The sequence below is a fragment of the Amnibacterium kyonggiense genome, from assembly GCF_004364555.1.
In the GTDB taxonomy this organism is placed as follows: Bacteria; Actinomycetota; Actinomycetes; order Actinomycetales; family Microbacteriaceae; genus Amnibacterium; species Amnibacterium kyonggiense.
Genome location: NZ_SOAM01000001.1, coordinates 1,300,221 through 1,325,446, shown reverse-complemented (window position 1 = coordinate 1,325,446; position 25,226 = coordinate 1,300,221). Strand labels below are relative to the sequence as shown.

Sequence of the window (25,226 nt, the reverse complement as noted above, 5' to 3'; positions counted from 1 at the left end):
GGCGGTCGGTCGGCCGTCAGCGGGAGGCGTGGACCTCGAGGAAGCGGTACACCTCCTCGTCGTCCACGCCGGGGAAGGTGCCGGCGGGCAGCGGCGCCAGCACGTGGGCGTGCAGGCGGGCGCTCGGCCAGGCCTTCCCCCGCCAGTGCTCGACGAGGGCCGCCTCCTCCGCGCTCCGCGGCGCTCCGGAGACGCGGGCGTCGGCGCGGCCCGCCGTGTCCGCCCCGCGGAACCACTTCGAGTCCGCGAACCGCACGCCGACGGTGATCGAGAACTCCTCGGTCGCCGACGTCCCGGTCTGCGTCGAGCACCAGTAGGTCCCGGCCGGGGTGTCGGTGAACTGGTAGAACTCCGTCGTCCGGTTGGTGCGCTCGAACGCCGCTCGCGCCGCCCAGGCCGGGTGGACGAGCTGCCCCTCGACGGAGCCGGAGACGTCCGCCGGCAGCGGCAGGCCGTCGTTCTCGTAGGCCTTCTGGATCGCGCCGTCGTCGCGGACGCGCAGGAAGTGCACGGGCAGGCCGAGGTGGACGGTCGCCAGGTTCATCAGGCGCAGCGCCGCCGCCTCGTGCGTGACGCCGAACGCGTCGCGGAAGTCCTCGATCGCCAGATCCCGCCGGTCCTTCGCCGCCCGCAGGAAGGCGACGCTCGCCTCCTGCGGCATCAGGCACGCGGCGGCGAAGTAGTTGATCTCCAGCCGCTGCCGGAGGAACTCGGCGTAGTCGCGCGGCTCGGTGTGCCCGAGCACCCGGTGCGCCATCGCCTGCAGGGCGAGCGCCCGGAGGCCGTGGCCGCCTGGGATCGAGGCGGGCGGCAGGTAGATCCGCCCGTTCTCGAGGTCGATCACCGACCGCGTCGAGTGCGGCAGGTCGTTCACGTGGATGAGGGAGAAGCCGAGGTGCTTCGCCATCCGCCCCACGTCGTGGTGCTTCAGCGCGCCGGTCCGGTGGTCGACGACGGCCAGCAGGTCGGCGGCCGCCTGCTCGAACTCGGGCAGGTGGTTGTCCCGCGAGCGCAGCCACAGCCGCAGCTCGGTGTTCGCGCGCCGCGCCTCCTCCGGCGTGGCGATCGCCTGCTCCGCCCGGCGCCGCAGCTCGCGGTGCAGCCCGACCAGCGACTCGAGCACCGGCTGCGGCAGCGCGCGCGTCGGCGGCACGGTCGGCAGGTGCAGCTCCGCGTAGAGCGGCTGCCGCTGGTAGCGGTCGAGCTCGAGCTCCATCGCGGTCCGTGCGTCGGGCGCGTCCGGCACGAGCAGGTCCGCCACCGCGAGCCCGAGGGCGTCGGCGAGCGCGTCGAGCTGGGAGAGGCGCGGCTCGCGGCGCCCGTTCTCGAACATCGACAGCTGGCTCGGCGCCATCCCGACCTTCGCGCCCAGCTCCTCGAGCGTCCAGCCGACGGCGCGACGACGGGCTCGGAGGTGGCGACCGACCAGCAGGACGTCCATGGTCTTCTCCTTCTGTGAAATCCGTCGAATCCTTCAACACGATCCCGGTTGAGGGCAAGTGGCCGCCTGCGCATCGTGGTCGGGGACGCCCTCCCTCCACGAAACGGAGTCACGATGACGCTGGTGCAGGCCACGACCACGAGCAGGACCGAGCACGCCCGCGCCGGGCGGCGGAGCGCGGACCTCTTCACCGGGCGGCAGGCGCTCGAGGAGTGGGTGGCGTGGACGGCCGGACTCACCGAGCCGGACGCCGTCGTCTGGTGCGACGGGAGCGAGGCCGAGCGCGACCGGATCACCGCCGAGATGGTGCGGGCCGGGGCGCTCATCCCGCTCGACCCGGCGAAGCGGCCGAACTCGTTCCTCGCGCGCAGCGACCCGGACGACGTCGCCCGCATCGAGGACCGGACGTTCATCTGCTCCGAGGAACCGGCCGACGCAGGGCCCACGAACAACTGGCGCGCGCCCGCGGCCACGCGGGCGGAGCTCGTCACGCGGTTCGCCGGGGCGATGCGGGGGCGGACGATGTACGTCGTCCCCTTCTCGATGGGACCCATCGGCGGCCCGATCTCGCAGGTCGGCGTGCAGGTGACGGACTCCCCCTACGTCGTGCTGTCGACCCGGATCATGACGCGGATGGGCGCCGCCGCCCTCGCGGCGATCGGCCCGGACACCGCGTGGGTGCCCGCCGCGCACACGGTCGGGATGCCGCTCGTCGACGAGCACGGGGAGGCGGTGCCGGACGTGCCGTGGCCGTCGAACCCCGTGAAGCTCATCACGCACTTCCCCGAGACCCGGGAGATCTGGTCGTTCGGCTCGGGCTACGGCGGCAACGCGCTGCTCGCCAAGAAGTGCTTCGCGCTCCGGATAGCGTCCGTGATGGGGCGGGAGGAGGGCTGGCTCGCCGAGCACATGCTGCTCGTGCGCGTCACGGCGCCCTCCGGTCGCCGCGCGCATCTCGCGGCCGCCTTCCCCTCCGCGTGCGGCAAGACGAACTTCGCGATGCTCACGCCGAGCCGGCCGGGCTGGACCGTCGAGACGCTCGGCGACGACATCGCCTGGCTGCGTCCGGGCCCCGACGGGCGGCTCCGCGCGATCAACCCGGAGGCCGGGTTCTTCGGCGTCGCGCCCGGCACCGGGCAGGCGACGAACCCCGCCGCGATGGCGATGCTGCGCGCGAACACGATCTTCACGAACGTCGCGCTCACCGACGACGGCGACGTCTGGTGGGAGGGGATGACGCCGGAGCCGCCCGCGCACCTCGTCGACTGGCGCGGCGAGGACTGGACGCCCGGGTCCGGCACCCCGGCCGCGCACCCGAACGCCCGCTTCACGGTCCCGGCCGACCAGTGCCCGACCATCGCGGACGACTGGGACTCCCCCGACGGCGTCGCGATCGACGCGATCGTCTTCGGCGGCCGTCGCGCGCAGAACGTGCCGCTCGTGTCCGAGGCCGTCGACTGGACGGACGGCGTCTTCCTCGGCGCCACGATCGCCAGCGAGCAGACCGCGACGGCGGAGGGCCCGGTCGGCGTGCTGCGGTTCGACCCGTTCGCGATGCTGCCCTTCTGCGGCTACGACATGGCCGACCACTGGCAGCACTGGCTCGACACGGGCGAGCGCCTGGGCCCGCGGGCCCCGCGCGTCTTCCGCGTGAACTGGTTCCGCAAGGACGCGGCGGGGCGCTTCGTCTGGCCGGGCTTCGGGGACAACATCCGCGTGCTCGACTGGATCCTGCGGCGCCTCGACGGGGAGGCGGACGCCGTGCGCTCGCCCATCGGCCTCCTGCCCTTCCGCCACGACCTCGACCTCGACGGCCTCGACCTGCCGGACGAGGCGGTGCGCACGCTGCTCACCGTCGACGCAGCGGGATGGCAGCGGGAGTGCCGGGAGATCGAGGGCCTCTTCGAGCGCTTCGAGGGCCGCGTGCCCGCGCCCCTCCAGCGCCGCCTGCGGACCGTGCAGCAGCAGCTGCGCTCGTACGTCCGATGACCGCGACGGTCCGGCCGCCGCTGTCGGCGTCGATCCGGGAGGCGCCCGCTCCGCAGTTCGTGATGGCGCCCGACGCGGTGCGGATCGCGACGTACGACGTGGGCGACGAGGGGGCGCCGGTCGTGCTCGCCGTGCACGGCTTCGCCTCCTCCGCCCAGGTCAACTGGTTCGACACGGGATGGGTCCGCGAGCTCGTGCGCGCCGGCTACCGGATCGTCGCCCTCGACCAGCGCGGCCACGGCTCGAGCGACAAGCCGCACGACGCGGGCGCCTACTCGATGCAGCGCCTCGTCGCGGACGTGGTCGCGGTGCTCGACGCCTACCTGCTCGACGAGGTCGCCCTCGTCGGCTACTCGCTCGGCGCCCGCGTCGGCTGGCACGCCGCCCTCGACCTCGGCCGCCGCATCTCGCACGCCGTGCTCGGCGGCATCCCGGACGGCCAGCCGCTGACCCGGTTCCGGGTCGACGACGCGCTCGAGCACCTCCGCTCCGGCGCTCCCGTGGAGGACCGGATCACCCGCGCGTACATCGAGATGGCCGCGCGGACCCCGACGAACGACCTCGCAGCCCTCGTCGCGCTCGTCGCCGGCATGCAGGGCGGGCTCCAGCCGGACCCGGCCCGGCCGCCCCGGCAGCCGGTGCTCTTCGCCACCGGCAGCGAGGACGCGATCCTCCCGAGATCGCAGCGCCTCGCGGCCGGTACGCCGAACGGCGAGTTCTTCGAGATCCCCGGCCGCAACCACTTCAACGCCCCGACCTCGCGGCCGTTCCGCGGGCGCGCCCTCGCGTTCCTCGAGCAGCCGACCGGGTAGCGGTCGGACCGTCCGGTCGCTCACTCGGACGGCGCGGTCACCCTCGGTGCACAGTCGACGGTCTTCGCCCGCTTCGTCGTCGAGTCGTCCGCGCCGTACGCGCCGGGCGTGGTCGAGACGCGGCCGTTGACCGCCGTCACGCCGCGGTCCGCGGTGGAGACGACCGTCGTCCGGATGCGAAACAGCGCGCGGTCCTTGACGAGGTCGACGCCGAAGAGCGTGTGCTGGCCACCGCTGTCCGGCGGGGCCGTGCACCGCACCCCCGCGTTGGACACCGCGCCGTACTCGCCCCAGCCGGAGAGCGCGAAGCGGTACACCTGCCCGTCGACGCCCTTCGGCTGCACGATGCGGCAGTCGACGAAGTACCCGAGGAACACCGTCCGGTTGTCGTCCGACAGCAGGGCGGTGATCCCGTCGGACAGGTAGGACGCCGCGACGGAGTGCGCACCGGGGCCGGGGCCCCACAGGGTCCGCGACATAGCGAGGTGGCCGGAGTGCGTGAGGACGCCGACCTCCGTCCTCCGGTCGTCGATCACGAGCGTGTCGGGCTGCCCGTCGCCGTCGACGTCGCCGATCCGCACGGAGCGGGCCCCGCTCGGCAGCGCTCCCGCGTCGTCGCTGCAGCCCGCGGTCCGCGTGTCCCCCCGCCACCCGGTGCCGCCGTCCGCCACGGCGGTCGCGGAGCCCGACGGCACTGGGGAGGTCGTGGGCCCGGACGTCTCGGTCGGCACGGCCGACGCGGTCGGCGAGTCCGTGACGGTCGTCGTGTCGTGGACGATCGTCGTCCGCGGCGCCGTGCACGCTGTGAGCCCCACCGTCAGCGCGACGCCGACGACGATCAGTACCGACCGCGCTCCCCGCATGACGCCCCCTGCGGCCGACGGTACCGCCGCGGGAGGGCCGCGCGGCGATCTCGCACGACACTCATCGGTTCGACCCTCGTAGAACGGTGTTCGATACGATGGGCGCATGGCAGGGGACGGACCGATGGCGGCCGCGGGAGCAGCGCCGGCTCGAACGCCGGCCCGTGGGCGCCAGCGCGCTTCGCACTCGCTCGACACGGTGCTCGGCGAAGCGATCGCGATCCTCGACGAGTCGGGCGAGCCGGCGCTGACGTTCCGCGCGCTGGCGGCGCGGCTCGGCGGCGGCGTCGCGAGCATCTACTGGTACGTGAGCAGCCGGGACGAGCTCCTCGAGAAGGCGACCGAGGAGGTCATGGGCCGGGTCCTGGTCGAGACGGAGCCGCTCGTCCACGGCCCCGACCCGATCGCGAACGTGCGGGCCATCGCCGTGGCGCTGTTCGACGAGTTCGTCCGCCGGCCGTGGTTCGGGCAGTTCATGCTCCGGAACAGCGGCATGCAGCCCAACTCGATGGCGATGTTCGAGCGGCTCGGGCAGCAGCTCATGCGGCTGGACCTGACGCCGCGGCAGCAGTTCCACGCGGTGTCGTCGATCGTCAGCTACGTCGTCGGCGTCGCCGCGGACCTGGCGGAGCCGCCGCCCAAGGAGTTCCTGGAGAGCGGTCTGACGCGGTCCGAGTTCCTCGAGGTCCTCGGCCAGCGCTGGCGCGAGCTCGGCCCGGAGCGGTTCCCCTTCGCCCACCACGTCGCCGGGGAGATGGCCGTGCACGACGACCTCGACGTGTTCCGCTCGGGCCTCGACCTCCTGCTCGACGGCCTGCGCCTGCAGGCGGAGCGCGGCGCCGGTGCATCCGACGCCGCGCCCTGACGCTGCGAGGGCTCAGAAGACGGGCATGCCGCCCGCCACGGAGATGACCGATCCGGTCTGGTAGCTCGATTCGGGGCTCACCAGATGGACGTAGGCCGCCGCGAGCTCCGCGGGCTGGCCGGGGCGCCCGAGGGGCGAGTCCTCCCCGAAGGAGGACACGGTCTCGGCGTCGTCCGAGCCCGGCTGCAGGGGCGTCCACACCGGACCGGGCGCGACCGAGTTGACCCGGATGCCCTTCGGCGCGAGCTGCTGCGCGAGCGCCTGCGTGAACAGCTTGATCGCGCCCTTCGACACCGCGTAGTCGATCTTGTCCGGCGACGGCGAGGACGCCTGCGTCGAGCTCGTGGTGACGATCGTGGACCCCGGCTCCAGGTGCGGCACCGCGGCCTTCGTCAGCCAGAACAGCGAGTAGATGTTGGTCTTGAACGTCGAGTCGAACGCGGCGGTCTCGAGCGTGAGGATGTCGTCGTTGCTGTCCATCCGGCCGGCGACCATGACGAGCGTGTCGAGACCGCCCAGCTCGTCGACGGCCTTCTGCACGAGGTCCTTGCAGTACTGCTCGTCGCTGATGTCGCCCGGGAAGAGCACCGCTCGGCGCCCTTCGCCCTCCAGCAGATCGCGGACGGCTTCGGCGTCCTCCTGCTCGTCCGGGAGGTAGGACAGGACGAGGTCGGCGCCCTCGCGGGCGAGGCCGATCGCCGCGGCGCGCCCGATCCCGGAGTCCGCTCCGGTGACGATGCCGCGGAAGCCCGTCAGACGGTCCTTGCCCACGTAGCTCTGCTCGCCGTGGTCGGGCTCAGGATCCATCTTCCAAGCGGCGCCCGGCAGCGACTGCTCCTGCTTCGGGAACGGCGGTGCGGGGTACAGGGTCCGCGGATCACGCTTCTCGTACTGGCTCATGCGCCGATGATGCGCCCGCCGTCTGGACGCCCGTCGGCGACGCCCGCGTCAGAAGGGGGTGTTGTCCGACTGGTCGATGGTGCGGATGCGGAAGGCGGTCTTCATCTTCTGGACCCCGCCCCATTTGTTCCGCCATTGCGGCACCCCGTCCTCGCCGATCACCACGTCGGCGAACCCGGCGTCTTTGGCGAGGTGACTTCGCCGGCAGAGGACCTGGAGGTTCTGGTGCCGGGTCCGGCCGTCGTGCTCGAACCGCTGCACATGATCGATGTCCGCTCGGTGCGCGGGCAGGCCGCACCCGCACCCGCAGGTGGGTTGCCGGAGGTGCAGGAGCCGCTTCAGCCCGGCCGGGATGTACCGCTCGTGCGAATCGAACTGCAGGATCACGTCATCCACCGGATCCACCACCGCGCGAGTCCACGTCTGGGTGTGCGTGACGATGGTGCGGGCGGTCTCGGCGTCGATCGATCCCATCCCGGCGACCGTCGCCGGCGCGTCGCCCGCACCGATGGCGGTGTCGGCCGGGATCAGGACGGTGATCGTCGCGTCGATCAGCTTCCGGGTGCTGTCGCCGGGCTCGCCGGTCTCGCCGAGGCGCTCGAACGGGTACGACGGGCCACCCTCACCCGTGCTGCGCATGGTCCCGGTCAGGACCGCGTCGATGGCGAGGTCGGCCATCAACGCGCCCAGGGTGCGGCACTCGCCCTCCCGCCCGTGCGCGGTCACGGCGTGCTTGCGGATCCGGTCGTACGCGGCAGCGATGTCGACCGCGGTCGAGTGGATCTCCAGCACCCCCTGCCCATCCCTGGTCGCCCGCGCCCGCACCGTCCGCCGGTTGGTCGCCTCGACGTGCTGCTCGGTCGTCAGCTCCGGTTCGAGTTCGTCCCGGAGGTCCGCCAGCTGCCGCTCGACCGCCGTCGCCCGCTCCGCCTGCACCAGTCCCGCCGCCTTCGCATCGAACACCGGGAAGTGCTCGGCTCGGAGCCCGACCGCCAGGGTCCCCGCGGTCACGACGGCGTCCTCCGACGCCAGGCCGGCCTCGAACACCGCCCACGTCTTCGGCAGCGAATCCCGCAGCACCCGCGCCGCGTCCAGCCGGCGTTGGATCGCGAAGCGCGTGAGCCGGAGCTCGTTCGCCTGATGCAGCAGGAACCCCGACACCACCGGATCATCCGGACGCGGGACCTGACCGGTCTGTTCCTGCTCCTCGAGGAGCATCCCGTCGAACCCGGCGAGCATCAGCCGCAGCCGCACCGCGGCAGCCATGTTCACCATCCGGTCCGCGTGCTGCAACGACTTCGTGAACAGCTCCTCGCGCGCGTCCAACTGGGCGAACGGGTTCTCCGGCGGTGGGTCGCCGCCTCCATCAGTGGGTTCCGACATGCTCGCATCCCACCACGCCCCACCGACAGAGGTTCGAACACGACTACGAAACTCGACGGGTCGGCGACGGAGGGCACGCAGCCGAACGATCTCGTCATCTGCACGAAAGGTGGACGCGGAACACTCGGACGCACCGGGTCGTCGACCGACGACCCGGCTTCCTCGAAGACAGGAGTACGCGCATGCCCACCGTGCAGACCAGTGATGGCGTCGAGATCTTCTATAAGGACTGGGGTTCGGGCCAGCCGATCGTGTTCAGTCACGGCTGGCCGTTGTCGTCCGACGACTGGGACACGCAGATGCTGTTCTTCCTGTCGAAGGGCTACCGCGTCGTCGCCGCCGACCGCCGCGGCCACGGCCGGTCGACCCAGGTGAGCGACGGGCACGACATGGACCACTACGCGGCGGATCTCCGCGCGGTCGTCGAGCACCTCGACCTCCGGGACGCCGTCCATGTCGGCCACTCGACCGGCGGCGGCGAGGTCGCGCACTACATCGCGACCTACGGCGAGGACCGCGTCGCACGCGCCGTCCTGATCAGCGCGGTGCCGCCGATCATGGTGCAGACGGAGAGCAATCCCGGGGGCCTGCCCAAGTCGGTCTTCGACGACCTCCAGGCGCAGCTCGCGGCGAACCGCTCGAACTTCTACCGCGCGCTGCCCTCCGGCCCGTTCTACGGGTTCAACCGGCCGGGCGCGGAGCCGTCCGAGGCGATCATCGAGAACTGGTGGCGCCAGGGGATGATGGGCGGTGCGAAAGCGCACTACGACGGGATCGTCGCGTTCTCGCAGACGGACTTCACCGAGGACCTGAAGAAGATCTCGGTTCCGACGCTCGTCATGCACGGCGAGGACGACCAGATCGTTCCGTTCGAGGACGCCGGCGCGCTATCCGTGAAGCTCGTGCAGAACGGCACGCTGAAGGCCTACCCGGGATTCCCGCACGGCATGCCGACGACGCAGGCCGAGACGATCAACGCGGACCTGCTCGCCTGGCTGCAGTCCTGAGGTGACGCGGCCCGCCGGGTGCGCATCGCGCGTCCGGTGGGCCGTGCCGCCTACCGGCCGAGCTCCTCCGCGAGGGTCGGCCGCGTCGGCGTCCAGCCGCCGATGCCGCGCGCCTTCGCGCCGGACGCCTGCTGGTCGAGGAGGAGCGCCTCCGCGAACCCGTCGCCGAGGCGCGCCCTCGTCGCCACCGGGTCCTCGCCGATCACGCCCGCATCGCCGGCGATCACGCTGGACAGGTCCGCGACCGACGGGTTCACGCCGCTCACGCCGAGGACGGCGCCGTGACCGGTGCCGGAGGCGACCACCGCGACGTAGAGCGCGGCGAGGTCGTCGACGTGGACGGTGGTCCAGTGCTGCTCACCGCGGCCGAGCGTCGTCAGGGCGCCGTCGTCCGTGCGCGGCTGCCCGCCGAGCAGCTGCGGGATGCCCGAGCCCCCGTCGCCGTAGACGATCCCGGGATGGAGGACGGTGAGGGCCAGATCCGCCGCCTCGAGCGACCCGATCACGGCGAGCCGCCACCGGGTGATCGCCGGGGCGTCGTACGGGGTCTCCTCCGTCAGGTCGTCGCCGGAGCCGTAGACCCAGACGCCGCCGGTGTGGGCGTAGGGCTTCCCGGTCCCGCCGAGGGCCTGGATCGCCGCCTCGGCGACGCGGCGGTCGAACGCCTCGGCGTCGTCGCCCGCCGCGGCGAGGTGGATGACGGCGTCGCCCTCCGCGAACGCGTCCGCGATGGCGGAGCGGTCCCCGAAGTCGATGAGCGCGCCCGCTGCTCCTGCGGACTGGACCTTCTGGACGGACTCCGCGCTGCGGACGAGGGCGGTGACCCGATCGCCCCGGGCGACGAGCTGCGGGACGACGGCGGATCCGATGAGACCGGTTGCTCCGGTGATGACGACGTGCATCCCGTCAGGCTCGCACCGGCTCCCTGAGCGCCCGGTCGAGCGTGCGCTCCGGCGCGGACCTGCGACGTCGTGCCCGTTCCGGGCTGCGCGAAGGGCGTCTCGTGGCGAGTCCGCGCCCGAGCAGCGGGAGGCAGCGCGCTTCGGCGGAGGCGGACCCGTCACACGCCGGCGAGCACGTCCTCCCGGCCGCGGTACGCGGTGCGGTAGCTCGACGGCGACGTCCCCAGGCGAGCCGCGAGATGCCGCCGCAGCGACGTCGCCGTCGCATACCCCACGGCGGTCGCGACCTCGTCGATCGGGAGGTCCGTCGTCTCGAGCAGGCTGCGCGCCGCCGCGAGCCGCTGCTGCGTCACCCACTGCCCGGGCGCGAGACCGGTGTCGGCGCGGAAGCGGCGGACGAACGTCCGGGCGCTCATGTGCGCGTGCTGCGCCATCCGCTCGATCGTGAGCGGCTCCGCGAGCCGCGCGAGCGCCCACTCGCGCGTGGGCGAGGTGGAGAGGTCGGGCGCGTCCGGCACGGGCCGCTCGATGAACTGCGCCTGGCCGCCCTCCCGGTGCGGTGCGACGACGCAGCGGCGGGCGGCGGTCGTGGCGACCTCGACGCCGTGGTCGACCCGGATCAGGTGCAGGCAGAGGTCGATGCCCGACGCGGCCCCCGCGGAGGTCATGACCGTCGCGTCACCCGTGAAGAGCACGTGCTCGTCGAGCTCGATGTCCGGGAACCAGGAGCGGAACAGCGGAGCGCACTGCCAGTGCGTCGCGGCGGTGCGACCGGCCAGCCGGCCCGCGGCCGCGAGGGTGAAGCCGCCCGTGCAGATCGACACGAGACGGGCGTCGGACCGCACCAGGTCGAGCGCCGCCGCCGTCTCCGCCGACAGCTCGGGACGCAGTCGCCACGGGTCGACGGGGGCGACGATCACGGTGTCGGCGGTCGCGAGGACCTCGCTTCCCGTGGACGGCGTGACGGCGAATCCGGCGTTGGTCTCGATCGGCCCGCCGGTCGGCGTGCAGAGCAGCACCTCGTAGAGGCCGTCGGTCGCGCCGAACACCCGTGCCGGTATGCCGAGCTCGAAGGGGTACGCGCCGTCCTGCGCGAGGACGACGACGCGGTGCGGGCGGTCCGACGGCATGGCGTGATCGTATCGAAAGGTGACGATTCGGACGTGGGCGTGCGACCTCCCGCTCCCTAGCGTCGACGTCGTGCCCACGATGACCGCCATCACCCAGGACGAGCTCGGCGGCCCGGAGGTCCTCCACCTCGCGGAGATCGACCGGCCCGCTCCGTCGATCGGCGAGATCCTCGTCCGGGTCCACGCCGCCGCGGTGAACCCGGCGGACGAGATGAACCGCCGCACGGGCGTCTTCAGCGGCCGGCCGCCGTTCGTGCTCGGCTGGGACGTCTCGGGCGTCGTCGCCGCCGTCGGTCCGGGTGTCACCGTGGTGCGGCCGGGCGACGAGGTCTTCGGCCTGCTGCCGTTCCCCCGCGGCGCGGGCGCGTACGCGGAGTTCGCCGTCGGTCCGGCCCGCGCGTTCGTGCGCCGGCCGGACGGGCTGTCGCACGTGGAGGCCGCCGCCCTGCCGCTCGCGGGCCTGACGGCGTGGCAGGCGCTCGTGGAGACGGCGGACGTCTCCCCCGGGGACCGCGTGCTCGTCGTCGGCGGCGCGGGCGGGGTCGGCCACCTGGCCGTGCAGATCGCCGCCGCCCGCGGCGCCCACGTCATCGCGGTCGCTTCGGGGACGAACGAGGCGCTCGTCCGGGCGCTCGGTGCGGCCGAGGTGCTCGATCGCCGCTCGATCGACTGGAGCGAGGCGCTGACCGGGCTCGACGTCGTGTTCGACACGGTCGGCGGCGACCCCGCCCGCGGGATCCGCGTGCTGCGCCAGGGAGGCGTGTACGTCACGACCCTCCCACAGCGCCTCGCCGAGCTCGCCGACGGCGCGCGCGAGCGCGGCGTGCGCGCGACGGGTCTGTTCGTGGAGTCCGACCGGCTGGGCCTCAGCGCGCTGGTCGACCTCGTCGCGGCGGGTGCGCTCCGGCCCGTCGTCGCCGCCGTCCACCCGTTCCGGGACGCCGCCGCGGCGCACGCGGCCGCGCACGGCCCCGGGAAGGTCGTCCTCGTCCCGGACGACGCCGATCCCCTCGACACCGACAGGCAGGCAGCACCATGACCTCAGCGACCACCGTCACCACCGCGCTCCACCGACTCTTCGGCGACCGCGACCCGGGCGTGATCGACGACCTCTTCGGCCCCGTCTACCGTCAGCACTCGGCACTCGGCGTCGACGGCCTCGCCGGCGTGCGCGCGCTGCTCGACCACCTCCCGCCCGGCTTCGGCTACGAGCTCCTCCGCGTGGTCGCCGACGGCGACCTCGTCGTCACGCACGGGCTCTACCGCGGGTACGGCCCTGCCCCGGTGGTCGGCTTCGACGTGTGGCGGGTCCGTAACGGGCGCATCGTCGAGCACTGGGACGCGCTCGGCCCCCTCGGCGGAGCGGGGCCGGACGACCGCGCTCCGGTCGAGGGCCCGACCGCCCCGGCGGAGCTCGAGCAGAGCGACGCGAACCGGGCACTCGTCCGCGAGTGGGCGGAGGTCGTGCTCCGCGACGGCGCTGGCGCGGCCGCGCGGTTCGTCGGGGACGCCTCCGTCGACCACGCACGCGGCGGCGCCCCCGTCGACCGGCCGCGAGGCGCGGACGGCACGCCGATCCGGTACCGCGTCGTCCACCAGGTGATCGCGGAGGGCGACCTCGTCTTCACCCGGTCGGAGGGCGGCGACGCGGCACCGCTGATCGTCAACGACCTGTGGCGCGTCGAGGGCGGCCGCATCGTCGAGCACTGGGGCCTCGTGGTGCCCGTGCCCGCGACCCTCCCCCACGACAACGGCGCCTTCTGAGGCGGTTCGACCGCACCGCTTCGCCGCCTCCCGGGGGCGGCGCGCCGGACGCCCGCCGGAGCCGCGACACCTGCGCGGCGCAGCGGGGACGACGAAGGGCCCCGCCCGGGCGATGCCCGGGCGGGGCCCTTCGTGGTGCTCAGCGGATCAGCGGAAGACGTCCTTGACGTCCTCGCCGGTCTTCTTCACCTTCGCCTCGGTCTGGTCGGCCTTGCCCTCCGCCTCGAGGCGCTCGTTGTCGGTCGCCTTGCCGACGGCCTCCTTGGCCTTGCCGACCACGTTCTCCGCAGCGTTCTTGATCTTGTCGTCCAGTGCCATGGCACGTGCTCCTTACTGTTGTCAGGACCGGGTCGGGCGACCCGGCCGGTTCGGCCAGGTCAGGCGACCTGGCTCCGCATGGCGCTGCCGGCGCGGAAGCCGCCGGTCAGCTGCACGAACGTGGGGACGTCCGTGCCGATGATCCGCTCGAGGTCGTCGACGGCGCGGCCGATCATGGTCGACACCTCCGCGGGCGAGACGCCGCGTCGGCACCGGGCCGTGATCTTGAGCATCGGCGTCCCGCGGACCTCGTAGGCCGAGATCCGGAGGCCTGCGAGCTCGTCCCGCTCCGAGAGGTGCTCCTCGAGCAGCGCCCTCGGGATCGCGAGGTCGACCCGGGTGCTCATCGCGCCGTCGCCCTGCCGGAGCGCCGCGGCCGACCGGCCGTGGCCCTGCCGGCCGATGAAGACGAGCAGCAGGACGATCAGCACGAGCGCGACGAGCGCGATGCCGAGCACGAGCAGGCTCGCCTTCCCGACGGTCGGGTCCGCGACCCACGGCTGCGCGCCCGAGGCGAGCTGCCGTGCGATCGACTTCGCCTGCGAGGCGACCGCGGGAACGGCGCCGAGCACGGCGACGGCCCCGCCCGCTGCGATGAGCAGCAGCCCGACGAGCAGGATGAAGAAGCGGTTCAGACCGCGATTGGTGCTGTTCATCCGCCGACCTTCCCCTTCTTGTCGATGACCACACGGGTACGGATGGCCGGCGTGACGCCGAGCCCGTCCGCCGCCTCGGCGACGGCCCGCTCCACAGCGGCGCGGTCGAGCGCGACGCCCGACACCGGCGTGAGCCGGATGGTGGCGCTGCGCTGACCGACCTCCGCGACCGCGCGATCCGGGCTGATGCCGGCCACGGAGGACGCGGTGCGGACGAGCGCCGAGCCGATGACCTCGTCGTTCACCACCGCCGCCGTGCTGCCGGCGCCGATGATGTGGCGCCCGCGCCGACCCGGCGTCAGCGCCGCGATGACGAGGACCAGGCCGATGACGGCGATGACCGCGCCCACCGCGATGAGCACGCCCGGCTGCAGGGACGGCAGCCCTCGGGCCCCCGCCGCCATCGCCGACGGCGACAGGAGCAGGGCCGGACGGCCGAGCGCGGCGAGCACCGACTCGGTGCCGACCCACGCCAGCGCGACGATCGCGATCAGCGCGAGGACGATGGCGAGCCCGGACTTCGGCGAGTGCAGCTCGCGTCGGACGACGTGCTGCTTGAGGCGCGCGTCGGTGGTCATCGGACCCTCCTCTCCTGCTTGATCTCCGCCCCGGTGAGGCGGACGGCGAGCCGTGACACGGTCGACCCCGTGAGGGACCCGACCTGGTCGACGATCGCCTGCTCGCTGCGTCCCGCACGGGCGAGGACGCTGCCGCCGGACCGCTCGATGGAACGCGGGTCGTCCTGCGCCCGCCGGATGGAGACCACCCGGATCGGAGTGCGGACGGCCAGGTCGAGGCGACCCGCCTCGTCGTTCAGGTCGGCGGCCACGCTCTTCACGTCGACGCCGAACTCGTGGGCGGTGACGGCGCGGACGATCTTCTCGATCGCCCGCGCCGACACGACCGTCCGGCCGGCGGTCGGCCGGTCGGCGCTCACGACGAGCTGCGCCGGCCGCGGACGGCGGACACGATGCCCGACACGTCCAGCCGGCCCTCGACGTAGCGGCCGATCAGGAAGCCCAGCACGATGGCGAGGGCGACCAGGATCATCGCGCCGAAGTTGAACGCGATCCAGACGATCGCGAGCACGGCGGCGATGGCCATGCCCTGCTGCGACGTCGTCACTGGACGCGGGGCGCCTCGTCGGCGCTGTCGTCGTCGGTCGGGATGTTCACGTCGGCGATGGTCACGTTGACCTCGGTGACCTCGAGACCGACGAGGGTCTCGATCGCGGTGGTGACCGCGGAGCGGATGCCGTCCGCGACGCGGTGCAGCGCGACGGGGTACTCGGCGACGACGATGATGTCGACGGCGGCCTGCTTCTCGCCGACCTCGACCGAGACGCCCTGGCCCTGGTCGGCCTGGTTGATGCGGGTGCGGAGCGCGCCGATCGCGCGAGCGGCGCCGCCACCGAGGTCGTGCACGCCCGGCACCTCACGCGCGGCGATGCCGGCGATCTTCTCCACCACGGAGTCCTCGACGGTCGTCGTGCCGTGCGTCGTGTCCGCGTTCAGGCTGTCGGTCGTGGCCGTGACGGTCTTGCTGGTCCGAGCCGTGGGCTGGGCGGTGGGCGTCGTGTTCGACATGGGTTCCGTTTCTCCTTGCTGGTCGATCGATTGCTTCGACACAGAGGGAGAGGCGTGCTCACGCCCATTCGTCACGGCGATCAGTCGACTCTCAGTAATCATGCAGATAGAGGCGTCCGGAGTGCACGGAGCGTCGAAGGACCGTGCCCGGCGGAGGGCCGGACTCGAGCAGAGGGGTAGGCCGCGCGGTCAGTCGATCGAGGCGAGCTCGATGTGCAGCTCGAGCGCGTCGTCCCCCGCCGCACGCCGGACGGCGACCGTCACCTCGCGGATCAGGTCCTCGGCGGCCACGTCGCCGTCCACCGCGATGCGCAGCTCGCATCGCGCGGCGCCGCCGTGCTCCGAGATGACGACCTTCGGCGCCCCGGGCAGCGGCGACGACGGGTAGAGCGCACGGACGCCCGGCAGCGAGACGACGTCGAGCTCGATCGCGGCGCGGCGGCTCGCGAGACCGTTCGTCACGGCTGCTCCGGCCCGCGCTCGAGCACGTCCCGCACCCGGAGGTCCAGCGCGCCGACGGCGAACGGCGCGTGCCGCGGCAGCAGCAGCGCGATCCGCTCGCGGAACGCCGCCGAGGCGCTCTGGATGGACGTGCCGTAGAAGACGGTGACGTCCACGGCGAGGTCGAGGCGAGTGCCGGACTCGTCCGGCTCGAACCGCACGCGGCCGGTCAGCACGCCGGGGATCGAGTCGCCGATCGCGCGGACGAGGCCGCGCAGGGCGCCCTCCGTGACGACGGCCTCCGTCCCGACGGGGACGTCCGGGAACGGGAACCGACGACCGGCGCGCGACTCCAGCGAGATCCGGCCGAGCACCTCGTCGATCCAGCGGTCGTCGCGCGCCGCGGCGTCCGCCTCCTGCTGCAGGAGCGGACCGGCGATCTCGCGCAGTCGCTGCAGGCCGGCGAGGGCGATCCGGCAGGCCGGCGAGGACTCGATGGACGGGTCGACCGGGTACCGACCCCGGTCGAGGTACTCGGCGAGCTCCTCGAGCGTGTGCCCGTCGAAGTCGTCGGCCGCGGGTACGCCGGACACGGGTGCGTCGGTCATCGAGCGCCTCCCATCGTGTCGAGCAGCTTCTTCCGGGCCTGCGCGAGGGCTCCGCGGACGGTGCTCTCGGGGACGCCGAGCTGCTCCGCGATCCCCGCGTACGAGAGTCCGCCGACCTCGCGCAGCACCCAGACTTGCGCCTGCTGCTCCGGTAACCGTGTGAGTGCGGCGCGAATCGCGTGTCTGGCGTCGGAGCGGTCCTCCTCGTCGCCGCGCGTCGGGATCTCCTCGTCGAGCTCGACGTGCTGCGGCTGACGGCGGAGGAGCGCGAACGCCTGCCGCTCCGCGATGCGGAATAGCCATGCCTTCACGTGCTCGGGGTTCTCGAGACCGGGCAGCGCCTGCCACGCCGCGATCGCGACCTCCTGCAGCACGTCGTCCGTCTCGGACGGTCGCCGCGTCAGCCGGTTCACGTACGCGCGCAGCACCGGCGCATGGCGGCGCAGCAGCACGGCGAACGCACGGCCGTCACCGTCGGCCGCGCGGTCGACGAGAAGTGCATCGCTCGCCTGCGCCAGTGCACCGGGCGACGCGTCGAACATGAGTGCAGCATCGCGGTACCAGCACGGCGAACTCTGGGCGAGGGCTGGACATTGCTCGAACGCAACCTTGTCGCGCGCGAGGGTGACCAGGAGCCGGACCGCGGCCGGACCCGCGGCTCAGTCGGCGAGGCGGACCTCCTCGTTGTCGAGCCGGGCCTGGATGCGCCGCAGCACGATGTCGTCGATGCGGCGCTCGTCGCGCAGCCCGAGGATCACCTCGCGCTTCCGGCGGACGAGCGCGAGCCGGAGGGCGGCGTAGTCCCGCTCCGCCTGCTGGTCCTCGTCGAGGTCGTCGTCCTCCTCGCTGCGGAACGTCCGCAGCTGCGCCTCCAGCTCGCGGCGGCTGCGCTCGACGGCGATCTCGCCGACGCCGAGCGACTCGGCGGCGGCCGGCAAGGACTCGAGCGCGGCGGTCGTCGCCGCGATCTCCGCGTCCTCCAGCTCGTGCTCGACGTCCTCGTCCGGCGGCAGCGCGGCGCGACGCAGCACGAGCGGCAGGAGCAGCCCCTGCAGCACGAGCGTGACGCCGACGACCCCCGCGGTGATGAAGATCACGAGGTCGCGGTCCGGGAACGCGCGCCCCGACGCGATCGCGGTCGGCACCGAGAGCGCGGCGGCGAGCGACACCGCCCCGCGGAATCCCGCGGTGCCGCGCACGAGCCGGTCCCGGTTCGTCTGCCGCGGCCCGCGTTCCGGCCGGCGCCGGGTCAGGAGGTGGATGGTGCCCGCCGAGCCGAAGAGGAAGGCGAAGCGGACGGCGACGACGACCGCCGTGATCAGCGCGACGGCGCCGACGCCGACGAGGACCTGCCGCGTGTCGAGCCCGCGCGCCGCGGCGTGCAGCTCGATGCCGACGAGGACGAAGAGCGCGCCGTTCAGCAGGTACGTGGTGAGCGTCCAGAACGCGTTCGTCTGCACGCGCGTGTCCGCGCGCCCGACGCGCGGCCCGATCTGGCTCATGGCGAGCCCGCACACCACGACCGCGAGCACGCCGGACGCGCCGACCAGCTCGGCCAGCAGGTAGGCGGTGAACGGCGCCAGCACGGTGACGACGTTCTCCTGCAGCGGGTCGTCGATCCGCCGCCGCAGCAGCGTCTCGAGCGCCGCGACCAGCAGCCCGAGCGCGATGCCGCCGACGTAGGAGAGCAGCACGAGTCCGCTGATCTGCAGCGCGGTGACCTCCTCCCGGCCCACCGCGGCCTGGACGGCGACGGCGAGGAGGACCAGCGCCGTGCCGTCGTTGACGAGGCTCTCCGCCCGCAGGGCGGTGAGCGTGCGCCGCGGCAGCGCACCGGCGAGCGCCCCGGTCGCCGTCGCGTCGGTGGGCGCGACCGCCGCGCCGAGCACCCACGCCGCTCCCCAGTCGAGTCCGACCGCGTGCGCGGCGACCGCGACCGCTGCGGCTGTGACCACGACGAGCACGGTGCTCGTCAGCAGCACGCTCCGCAGGTTCGAGCGGATCTCCCGGAGCGACGTCGTGAGGCTCTCCCAGTAGAGGAGCACCGGCAGGAACAGCAGGAGCACGACCTCGGGCGGGAGCGCGACGTCGCGGAGCAGCGGGAGGAAGCCGAGCACCACGCCCGCGACGAGCAGCACGATCGGTGGAGCGACCCGGATCCGCCGGGCGAGCGCGCCGACCGCGAGCACCACGGCGCCGAGCACGACGACGAGTTCGAGACCGAGCAGGATCCGCCCCTTCGTTCCGGGCAGTGGCACCGCCGTCGCCCCGCCGCGTCCGATGCGCGCGGCGCGGGGCCCCGGGAGTCTGCACCCCGCCGCCCGCACGTGCGATGTGCGCCGGCCCGGCCTACGCTGCGACGGAGCCGACCGTCGACCGAGGAGCCGCATGCCCGAGACCTCCGACGCCGGGCGCCCGGCCCTCGTCGCGCTGCACCACACCCAGCTGGCGATGCCGCGCGGCGGGGAGGACGCTGCGCGCGCGTTCTACGCCGACGCGCTCGGCATGCTCGAGCTGGAGAAGCCGGCCGTGCTCGCCGCGCGCGGCGGCTGCTGGTTCCGCGGCGGCGGCGTGGAGCTGCACCTCGGTGTCGAGGACCCGTTCGCGCCGGCCCGGAAGGCTCACCCGGGCGTCCTGGTCGACGACGTGGCCGCGGTCGCGGCGGCGCTGGAGCAGGCCGGGCACGCGGTGGTCTGGGACGACGCCTTCCCCGGCTTCCGCCGCTGCTACGCCGCCGACCCGTTCGGCAACCGGCTCGAGTTCCTGGAGCCCGAGGGCGACTGAGCGCCGCCCCCGGCGCTCAGCGCTGCTCGGCCGGCTGCAGCGGGCCGGCGACGGCTCCGGGGCGCACGGCCGGTCCGGCGAGCGCGAGCACCGCGATCCGCAGCAGCGCCTCGACGACGATGCGGCCGCTCATCTTGCTCGTGCCGGCTCGACGCTCGAGGAACGTGATCGGCACCTCGTGCACGACGGCGCCCGACTCGATCGCGCGGTGGACGAGCTCCACCTGGAAGCAGTAGCCGTCGCTCCGGACGGTGTCGAGGCCGAGCTGCCGCAGGGTCGCGGCGCGGTAGGCGCGGAAGCCGCCCGTCGCGTCCCGGACCGGCAGCATGAGGAGCAGGCGCGCGTAGAGGTTGCCCGCGCGGGACAGCAGCTGCCTGCGGAGCGGCCAGCCCGAGACGCGGCCGCCGGCGATCCACCGGGAGCCGAGCACCACGTCCGCGTCCTCGAGGCCGTCGAGCAGCGCCGGGAGGTCGACCGCGCGGTGCGATCCGTCGGCGTCCATCTCGACGACCACGTCGTAGCCGTGCTCGAGGGCGTAGGCGAAGCCCGCGAGGTAGGCGCGGCCGAGCCCCTGCTTCCCGGACCGGTGGAGGACGTGCACGTGCGCGTCCTCGGCGGCGATCGCGTCCGCGAGCTCGCCCGTGCCGTCGGGGCTGGCGTCGTCGATCACCAGCAGGTGCACGTCCGGCGCGGCCTCGCGGATCCCCGCGACGAGCGGGCCGAGGTTGTCGATCTCATCGAACGTGGGGATGCAGATGATGGTGCCGCTCATGGCGGGCCTCCGTTCCGGTGGTGGTCGTGGTGAGGTGCAGCCCGAGGGTCCCGACCCGGAGGACGAGGGGCTGGTGGTAGATGTGCCGCCGGCTGGCGACGGTGAGGCCGGTGGCGACCGGCCGGACCAGGACGGTGGCGTGCCCGGCCTCGAGGTAGGCGACGACGGCGCGCTGCCACCGCGCGTTGTCGGCCCGCGAGACCGGGCGTCCGTGCGCGTCCTTCTCGGCGTACCGGTCGTACGTCCACCCGCTCACGTCCGGCCAGACCGTGCAGCGCGGTTCGCTCAGGTCGCGGGTCAGCACGTCGGTGACGACGAGCAGCGTCGGGTCGTCGGTGGTGACGCAGCCCCCGACCGCGCGGACGGCGCGGGCGAACTGCGGCGGCACGGCCCTGCCCTCCTCCACGTGGTCGGTCGCCAGGCCGCCGAGCAGGACGACGACGGCCACGACCGCGGCGAGCGCGCCGCGCACCGGCGTCGGGCGGACGCGCCGCACCAGCCGTGCGACGGCGATGCCGCAGCAGAGCGCCAGGGGCGGCGCGGTGAGGTCCGCGTAGTGCTCGAACCAGGACGGCGTGAGGACGAGCAGCGCGGCGTCCGCCAGCAGCATCACCGGGAAGACCTTCGCGCCGCGGACGGTCAGCGCGACGCCGACGGCGATGGCGATCAGCACGAGCATCAGCAGCGTCACGTGCAGCAGGTCGAGCGGCCCGACCGGACGGGCGCCGACGATGTCGATCACCCGGGTCATGAGGTCGTGCGACACCGGGCGGCCGAGCTGGTCGAGGACGATCTCCCGGAACGCCGCGACCGGCGCGGGGAGGAAGAACGGCCCGTAGCCGAGCGCGAGCGCCGCGGCGACGCCGCCTGCGAACTGCAGCCGGTGCCGCGTCCCGAGCACGAGGATCACGAGGACCGGCACGACGTAGGTGATCTTCACGTCGACCGCCCACCCGGCGGCGACGCCGGCGAGCACGATCGACAGGGCGGAGTCCCGCCGGGAGAGGAGCACGAGGCACCCGAGGATCCCGAGCGTGCCGAGGGGCTCGATCAGGATCGACCGCTCCGAGTAGACGGCGGGCAGCAGGACCGCGAGGACGACGCCGGCGACGATCGCCGCGGTCCGCCCGAACCGCCGGACGGCGAAGTACGCGAGGGCGGCGTTGAGTCCGCCGATGAGCTCGAAGGCGACGCGGCCGAGCGCGAAGCCGACCGAGTCGCCGGCGGCGGTGCCGATCGCCGCGAACGGCAGGGCGGCGATCACGATGCCGGGCGGCTGGATGAAGAGGAAGTCGCGGTACGGCAGGTGGCCGTGGAGCAGCGACGCCGCGGCCGTGTAGTAGACGCCGTCGTCGTAGTCGCCGATGGCGCCGAGGCCGCCCCCGCGGAGCAGCACCATCAGCCGAAGCCCGAAGGCGAGGAGGCCGATCGCGACCGGGACGACGATCTCGAGCCGTCGCCCGAGCAGCCCGATGCGCATGCCGACGGGCTCGAGCCGCTCGACGAGGAGGCGGACGCCGGCGCGGCCCGGCTCCGGCGTCCGCACGCCGTCCTCGACCGGGGCGTCGCGCGCGCGGTCGAGGACGGGGATCGGCCTCGGGACGTCGCTCGGAGCGGTCGGTTCGGACGGCATGGACCCAACCTCGAGCGGACCGCTCAAGAAATCTGTCAGGAAGCGACGCCCGACGCGGCGCACGAGCGTCTCTCAGGGAACTCATGGAAACGCGATCCGAGCGGGCGCCCGGTCGTTCGGTGCACGATGACCTGATGCGAATGCCGACGCGACCCCTTCCGCCGTCCGGGCGCGGATCGTGAGCGAGCGCGCCACCGCGCTCCCGCCGCTCCTCCTGATCGAGGACGACCCGCGGATCGGGCCGATGACCGTCGCGATGCTCGCGAACGACTACGCGGTGGAGCTCGCGATCGACGCCGCGACCGGGTTCCGCCTGGCGACCGGCCGGGACTTCGCCGCGATCGTCCTCGACCGGCGACTGCCCGACGGCGACGGGCTCGACCTGGTCCGGACGCTGCGCGCCGACGGCCGCGGCGTGCCGATCATCCTGCTCACCGCGCTCGGCTCCCTCGACGACCGGGTCGGCGGGCTGGACGCGGGCGCGGACGACTACCTCGTCAAGCCGTTCGCGGCGCCGGAGCTGCTGGCCCGGCTGCGGGCGATCACGCGCGAGCACTCCGACCGCGACGCGGCGATCATGATCGGCGACTGGGAGTTCCGGCCCACGACCCGGATCATCAACTCCCCGTACTCGGGCCGGATCGTGCTGAGCCGGACGGAGGCGGAGCTGCTGCACCTCCTCGCCCGGCACCCCGACCAGACGCTGTCGCGGGAGCGCATCCTCCGCTCCGTCTTCTCCCCCGGCGACGCGGTCGGCACCGTCGACACCTACGTGCACCACCTGCGGAAGAAGACCGACCGCGACATCGTGACCACCGTCCGCGGACAGGGCTACCGCGTCGGGAACCCCTGACCCGGCGCGCTGCCGCGTCTTGCAGCTTTCTGACGCGGCGGTGAGGACGATCGACCGCGGAGGTCGGTCATGCCCAGCTGCTCGTCGTCGGTCCCGATCGCGACCCGATGGAGCCTGCCCGCATGACCGCGGTGCTCCGCCGCTCCGCCGTCTCCGTCGGGTTCGCGGCGCTGCTCCTGGTGCTCGCGATCGCGAGCGGGTCCCACGTCCTCGCCCGCCAGACGGCCGCGCTGTTCGCGTCCGGGCCGGCAGTCCTCGTCGTCGACCTCGTCATGGCCGCCGTCGTGATGGGCGCGGCGGAACGCCTGCTCGGGCACCTCCGGACCGCGCTCGTCGCGGTCGCGTCGACGGTGCTCGGCGTCGCCGCGGGCTTCGGGCTGCAGGCCGCCGGCATCCTCGTCCGCGGCGTCTGGTCGCAGGCGCCGCTCGGCACGGTCCTCCTCGACCCGCTGATCCCGGCCGCCGGCGCGGTCATGGCCGCGAGCGCGATCGCCGGCCCCCTGTGGCGGCGGCGCATCCGCGTGATCGGCTTCACCGGGCTCGTCGCCGTGCTGCTCTCCTCGGACGAGCCGGCCGACGCCTGCCGCCTGGCCGCGGGCGTCGTCGGGCTCGTGCTCGGCGGCCTGCTCGCCCGGCGCCTCCCCCGGATGACCTGGCGCCGCAGCAGCCACCACGAGGTTCGGAACCTGCTCGCCGCGGTCGTCGGCGTCACGGCCGTCGGCCCGTTCGTCGCCCTGACCTCCCGCGCGGGCGCCGGCCCGCTCCGCCCGCTCGGTCTGCTGGTCCGCGACCCGCTGCCCGCCGCCCGGACGGTCGCCGCGCGGTGCGCCGACGCCGACGCCCCGGGCGCGTGCGCGCGCGGCGTCGCCCTGCTGCACGCGAGCGGGCCGGGCGCCGCCCTCATGCCCGTGCTGCTGCTGGCCGCGCTGCTGGCCTGCGCGTGGGGCATGCAGCACGGCCGCCGGGCCGCGGCCGTCCTCGCGGTCGCCCTCGAGGCCCTGATCGCGGTGCTCACGGCGGTCGCGTTCGGCGTGCTGCCCGCCGTCCGAGCGGCGCTGACCGGGCGGCCGTTCGACGGTCCCCCGCTGCAGACGCTGCTGGCGATCCTGGTCCCCGCCGTCGTCGCCGCGGTCGTGCTCCTCCACCTCCGGCACTTCGACGTGCTCCCCCGCCGCCGCACCGTGCGGGCGCTGGGCGCGGCGGCCGCGGCCGTCGTCGTCGTCGGCTCGGCGGCCGACATCGCGGTCGCGCTGCTGCCCGGGGAGTTCGGCGGCCCGATCGCGCTCATCACCGCGCTGCGCCGGCTGCCCGAGCGCTACGCGCCCGTCGGGTTCCTCCACCTGGCCGCGCTCGGCCCGACGCCGGTCCTCCAGCCGGCGCACCTCGTGGACGACTGGATCGGCCCGCTGCTGTGGGCCGTGGTCCTGGCGGGCGCCCTGGTCCTGCGCTTCGACGCGGCGGACGCGTCCGTCGACGGCGGACGGCGGCTCCGGTCGCTGCTGCGGGAGGGCGGCCCGGGCTCGATCTCCTGGATGGCGACCTGGCCCGGCGGCCGCACCTGGTTCTCGGAGGACGGGCGGAACGCGATCGCGTTCCGCGAGGTCGGCGGCGTCGCGATCGCGCTCGGCGAGCCGGTCGGCGTCCCGGATGGACGCGTCGACGCCGCCCGCGCCTTCGCCGCCGCGTGCGTCGACCGCGGCCTGACCCCGACCTTCTACGCGGTCTCCGCCGCCTTCGGGCGACGGCTGACCGCGGCCGGCCGCTGGTCCCTCGTCGACGTGGGCGAGGACGCGGTCGTCGACCCCCGCGGGTTCGCGCCGTCCGCCGAGTGGACGCGGGACGTGCGCACCGCCGCGGACCGCGCCGCCCGGCGGGGCGTGAGCGCGGTCTGGACCTCCTGGGGCGGGTGCAGCCCGAACCGTCGGGCGCAGATCGTGGCGATGTCGGAGGACCGGGTCGCCGAGGGCGGCCCGCCGGAGCTCGGCTTCACCCTCGGCGGCGTCGACGAGCTGCGGGACCCGGAGGTCGCGCTGATGCTCGCCGTCGACGGCGAGGGGCGCGTGCTCGCCGCGACGAGTTGGCTGCCGACCTGGCGGAAGGGGGTCCTCGTCGGGTGGACGCTCGACCTCCTGCGCCGGTCGGCGGACGCGACGAACGGGGTGCTGGAGCTCCTCATCGCCTCGGTCGTCGAGCGGGCGCGGGACGACGGGCTCGAGTTCGTGAGCCTCGGCACGTCGCCGCCGTCGACCTCCGGCGACCGGACGGACGTGCTGCTCGACCGCCTGCTCGACACGGTCGCGGAGGCGCTCGAGGCCGGACGCGGGTCCTCCTCCCCGGCCGCGGTCAAGGCGAGGTTCCAGCCGGCAGCGGTGCCCCTCGTGCTCGCGCACCCCGACTCGCTGGCGCTCCCGGCGACGGGCGTCGCCCTCACCCGCGCCTACCTCCCGCACCTCACGACGAAGGCCGCGATCCGGCTGGTCTCCGCCGTCCGGTGAGCCGTGCACACCGGATGAACGGGA

The 25,226-nt window shown here is 74.0% G+C and carries 27 protein-coding genes; 9 read left to right on the top strand and 18 right to left on the bottom strand.

Annotated elements, in window-relative coordinates:
• Positions 1–16: 16 nt before the first annotated feature.
• Positions 17–1,441 (bottom strand): helix-turn-helix domain-containing protein, encoded by a 1,425-nt coding sequence (locus CLV52_RS06745; protein WP_133765470.1) that lies wholly within the window; start codon positions 1,439–1,441, stop codon positions 17–19.
• Between the two features lie 114 nt (positions 1,442–1,555).
• On the opposite strand from CLV52_RS06745, the gene CLV52_RS06740 reads away from it, so the two are divergent.
• Together CLV52_RS06740 and CLV52_RS06735 are read left to right on the top strand one after the other, a co-directional pair.
• A complete protein-coding gene (locus CLV52_RS06740) occupies positions 1,556–3,430 on the top strand; it encodes a phosphoenolpyruvate carboxykinase (GTP) (RefSeq protein WP_133765469.1) in 1,875 nt (624 codons plus the stop codon).
• Complete coding sequence (locus tag CLV52_RS06735) at positions 3,427–4,242, top strand: alpha/beta fold hydrolase (protein WP_133765468.1); 816 nt, start codon at positions 3,427–3,429, stop codon at positions 4,240–4,242. Before CLV52_RS06740 ends, CLV52_RS06735 begins: the two co-directional genes overlap by 4 nt.
• A 20-nt stretch (positions 4,243–4,262) precedes the next feature.
• Here CLV52_RS06735 and CLV52_RS06730 read toward each other — a convergent pair whose 3' ends face one another.
• Positions 4,263–5,105, bottom strand: a complete 843-nt coding sequence (locus CLV52_RS06730; RefSeq protein ID WP_133765467.1) for a hypothetical protein — start codon at positions 5,103–5,105, stop codon at positions 4,263–4,265.
• A gap of 106 nt (positions 5,106–5,211) precedes the next feature.
• On the opposite strand from CLV52_RS06730, the gene CLV52_RS06725 reads away from it, so the two are divergent.
• Complete coding sequence (locus CLV52_RS06725; protein ID WP_246017991.1) at positions 5,212–5,970, top strand: TetR/AcrR family transcriptional regulator; 759 nt, start codon at positions 5,212–5,214, stop codon at positions 5,968–5,970.
• A 12-nt stretch (positions 5,971–5,982) separates the two neighbouring features.
• Here the strand turns inward: CLV52_RS06725 and CLV52_RS06720 are convergent, their stop codons facing one another.
• Both CLV52_RS06720 and CLV52_RS06715 read right to left on the bottom strand, forming a co-directional pair.
• Positions 5,983–6,870: an SDR family oxidoreductase gene (locus tag CLV52_RS06720; protein WP_133765466.1), complete on the bottom strand. Its 888-nt coding sequence runs from the start codon at positions 6,868–6,870 to the stop codon at positions 5,983–5,985.
• Positions 6,871–6,918: 48 nt separating this feature from the next.
• Positions 6,919–8,253, bottom strand: coding sequence for an HNH endonuclease (locus CLV52_RS06715; protein WP_133765465.1), 1,335 nt, complete (start codon positions 8,251–8,253; stop codon positions 6,919–6,921).
• Positions 8,254–8,435: 182 nt separating this feature from the next.
• On the opposite strand from CLV52_RS06715, the gene CLV52_RS06710 reads away from it, so the two are divergent.
• Positions 8,436–9,260 (top strand): alpha/beta fold hydrolase, encoded by an 825-nt coding sequence (locus tag CLV52_RS06710; RefSeq protein WP_133765464.1) that lies wholly within the window; start codon positions 8,436–8,438, stop codon positions 9,258–9,260.
• 50 nt (positions 9,261–9,310) lie between these two features.
• Here the strand turns inward: CLV52_RS06710 and CLV52_RS06705 are convergent, their stop codons facing one another.
• Positions 9,311–10,162 (bottom strand): NAD-dependent epimerase/dehydratase family protein, encoded by an 852-nt coding sequence (locus CLV52_RS06705; protein WP_133765463.1) that lies wholly within the window; start codon positions 10,160–10,162, stop codon positions 9,311–9,313.
• 158 nt (positions 10,163–10,320) lie between these two features.
• The gene (locus tag CLV52_RS06700; protein ID WP_133765462.1) at positions 10,321–11,292 is read right to left on the bottom strand and encodes a GlxA family transcriptional regulator; all 972 of its coding nucleotides are present in this window, start codon (positions 11,290–11,292) and stop codon (positions 10,321–10,323) included.
• 79 nt (positions 11,293–11,371) lie between these two features.
• Here CLV52_RS06700 and CLV52_RS06695 point away from each other — a divergent pair, with 79 nt between their 5' ends.
• The gene (locus tag CLV52_RS06695) at positions 11,372–12,331 is read left to right on the top strand and encodes an NADP-dependent oxidoreductase (protein ID WP_133765881.1); all 960 of its coding nucleotides are present in this window, start codon (positions 11,372–11,374) and stop codon (positions 12,329–12,331) included.
• Complete coding sequence (locus CLV52_RS06690; RefSeq protein ID WP_133765461.1) at positions 12,328–13,056, top strand: nuclear transport factor 2 family protein; 729 nt, start codon at positions 12,328–12,330, stop codon at positions 13,054–13,056. Before CLV52_RS06695 ends, CLV52_RS06690 begins: the two co-directional genes overlap by 4 nt.
• 147 nt (positions 13,057–13,203) lie before the next feature.
• On the opposite strand, the gene CLV52_RS06685 is transcribed toward CLV52_RS06690, so the two are convergent.
• The 10 genes from CLV52_RS06685 to CLV52_RS06645 all read right to left on the bottom strand — a co-directional run bounded on the left by CLV52_RS06685 (position 13,204) and on the right by CLV52_RS06645 (position 18,923).
• Positions 13,204–13,374: a CsbD family protein gene (locus CLV52_RS06685; protein ID WP_133765460.1), complete on the bottom strand. Its 171-nt coding sequence runs from the start codon at positions 13,372–13,374 to the stop codon at positions 13,204–13,206.
• 59 nt (positions 13,375–13,433) lie between these two features.
• On the bottom strand, positions 13,434–14,030 hold the full coding sequence (locus CLV52_RS06680; RefSeq protein WP_133765459.1) for a hypothetical protein: 597 nt from the start codon (positions 14,028–14,030) through the stop codon (positions 13,434–13,436).
• Entirely contained in the window at positions 14,027–14,608 is a 582-nt protein-coding gene (locus CLV52_RS06675) for an Asp23/Gls24 family envelope stress response protein (protein ID WP_133765458.1), read from the bottom strand. Before CLV52_RS06675 ends, CLV52_RS06680 begins: the two co-directional genes overlap by 4 nt.
• The gene (locus tag CLV52_RS06670) at positions 14,605–14,967 is read right to left on the bottom strand and encodes a hypothetical protein (RefSeq protein ID WP_133765457.1); all 363 of its coding nucleotides are present in this window, start codon (positions 14,965–14,967) and stop codon (positions 14,605–14,607) included. Before CLV52_RS06670 ends, CLV52_RS06675 begins: the two co-directional genes overlap by 4 nt.
• Entirely contained in the window at positions 14,964–15,155 is a 192-nt protein-coding gene (locus CLV52_RS18335) for a DUF2273 domain-containing protein (protein WP_162850644.1), read from the bottom strand. Before CLV52_RS18335 ends, CLV52_RS06670 begins: the two co-directional genes overlap by 4 nt.
• The gene (locus CLV52_RS06665) at positions 15,152–15,616 is read right to left on the bottom strand and encodes an Asp23/Gls24 family envelope stress response protein (RefSeq protein ID WP_133765456.1); all 465 of its coding nucleotides are present in this window, start codon (positions 15,614–15,616) and stop codon (positions 15,152–15,154) included. The genes CLV52_RS18335 and CLV52_RS06665 overlap by 4 nt, the downstream gene beginning before the upstream one ends.
• Before the next feature lie 189 nt (positions 15,617–15,805).
• A complete protein-coding gene (locus CLV52_RS06660; RefSeq protein ID WP_133765455.1) occupies positions 15,806–16,078 on the bottom strand; it encodes a hypothetical protein in 273 nt (90 codons plus the stop codon).
• Complete coding sequence (locus tag CLV52_RS06655) at positions 16,075–16,665, bottom strand: hypothetical protein (RefSeq protein WP_133765454.1); 591 nt, start codon at positions 16,663–16,665, stop codon at positions 16,075–16,077. The genes CLV52_RS06660 and CLV52_RS06655 overlap by 4 nt, the downstream gene beginning before the upstream one ends.
• Entirely contained in the window at positions 16,662–17,207 is a 546-nt protein-coding gene (locus CLV52_RS06650; protein WP_133765453.1) for an RNA polymerase sigma factor, read from the bottom strand. The genes CLV52_RS06655 and CLV52_RS06650 overlap by 4 nt, the downstream gene beginning before the upstream one ends.
• A gap of 117 nt (positions 17,208–17,324) precedes the next feature.
• Positions 17,325–18,923, bottom strand: a complete 1,599-nt coding sequence (locus tag CLV52_RS06645; protein ID WP_246017990.1) for a Na+/H+ antiporter — start codon at positions 18,921–18,923, stop codon at positions 17,325–17,327.
• 130 nt (positions 18,924–19,053) lie between these two features.
• On the opposite strand from CLV52_RS06645, the gene CLV52_RS06640 reads away from it, so the two are divergent.
• Positions 19,054–19,449 (top strand): VOC family protein, encoded by a 396-nt coding sequence (locus CLV52_RS06640; RefSeq protein ID WP_133765452.1) that lies wholly within the window; start codon positions 19,054–19,056, stop codon positions 19,447–19,449.
• A gap of 16 nt (positions 19,450–19,465) precedes the next feature.
• Here the strand turns inward: CLV52_RS06640 and CLV52_RS06635 are convergent, their stop codons facing one another.
• Together CLV52_RS06635 and CLV52_RS06630 are read right to left on the bottom strand one after the other, a co-directional pair.
• Positions 19,466–20,221, bottom strand: a complete 756-nt coding sequence (locus CLV52_RS06635) for a polyprenol monophosphomannose synthase (RefSeq protein ID WP_133765451.1) — start codon at positions 20,219–20,221, stop codon at positions 19,466–19,468.
• The gene (locus tag CLV52_RS06630; RefSeq protein ID WP_133765450.1) at positions 20,184–21,854 is read right to left on the bottom strand and encodes a glycosyltransferase family protein; all 1,671 of its coding nucleotides are present in this window, start codon (positions 21,852–21,854) and stop codon (positions 20,184–20,186) included. The genes CLV52_RS06635 and CLV52_RS06630 overlap by 38 nt, the downstream gene beginning before the upstream one ends.
• A 178-nt stretch (positions 21,855–22,032) precedes the next feature.
• Here CLV52_RS06630 and CLV52_RS06625 point away from each other — a divergent pair, with 178 nt between their 5' ends.
• Both CLV52_RS06625 and CLV52_RS06620 read left to right on the top strand, forming a co-directional pair.
• A complete protein-coding gene (locus CLV52_RS06625; protein WP_246017989.1) occupies positions 22,033–22,707 on the top strand; it encodes a response regulator transcription factor in 675 nt (224 codons plus the stop codon).
• A 122-nt stretch (positions 22,708–22,829) separates the two neighbouring features.
• A complete protein-coding gene (locus tag CLV52_RS06620) occupies positions 22,830–25,202 on the top strand; it encodes a bifunctional lysylphosphatidylglycerol flippase/synthetase MprF (RefSeq protein WP_133765449.1) in 2,373 nt (790 codons plus the stop codon).
• Positions 25,203–25,226 lie beyond the last annotated feature (24 nt).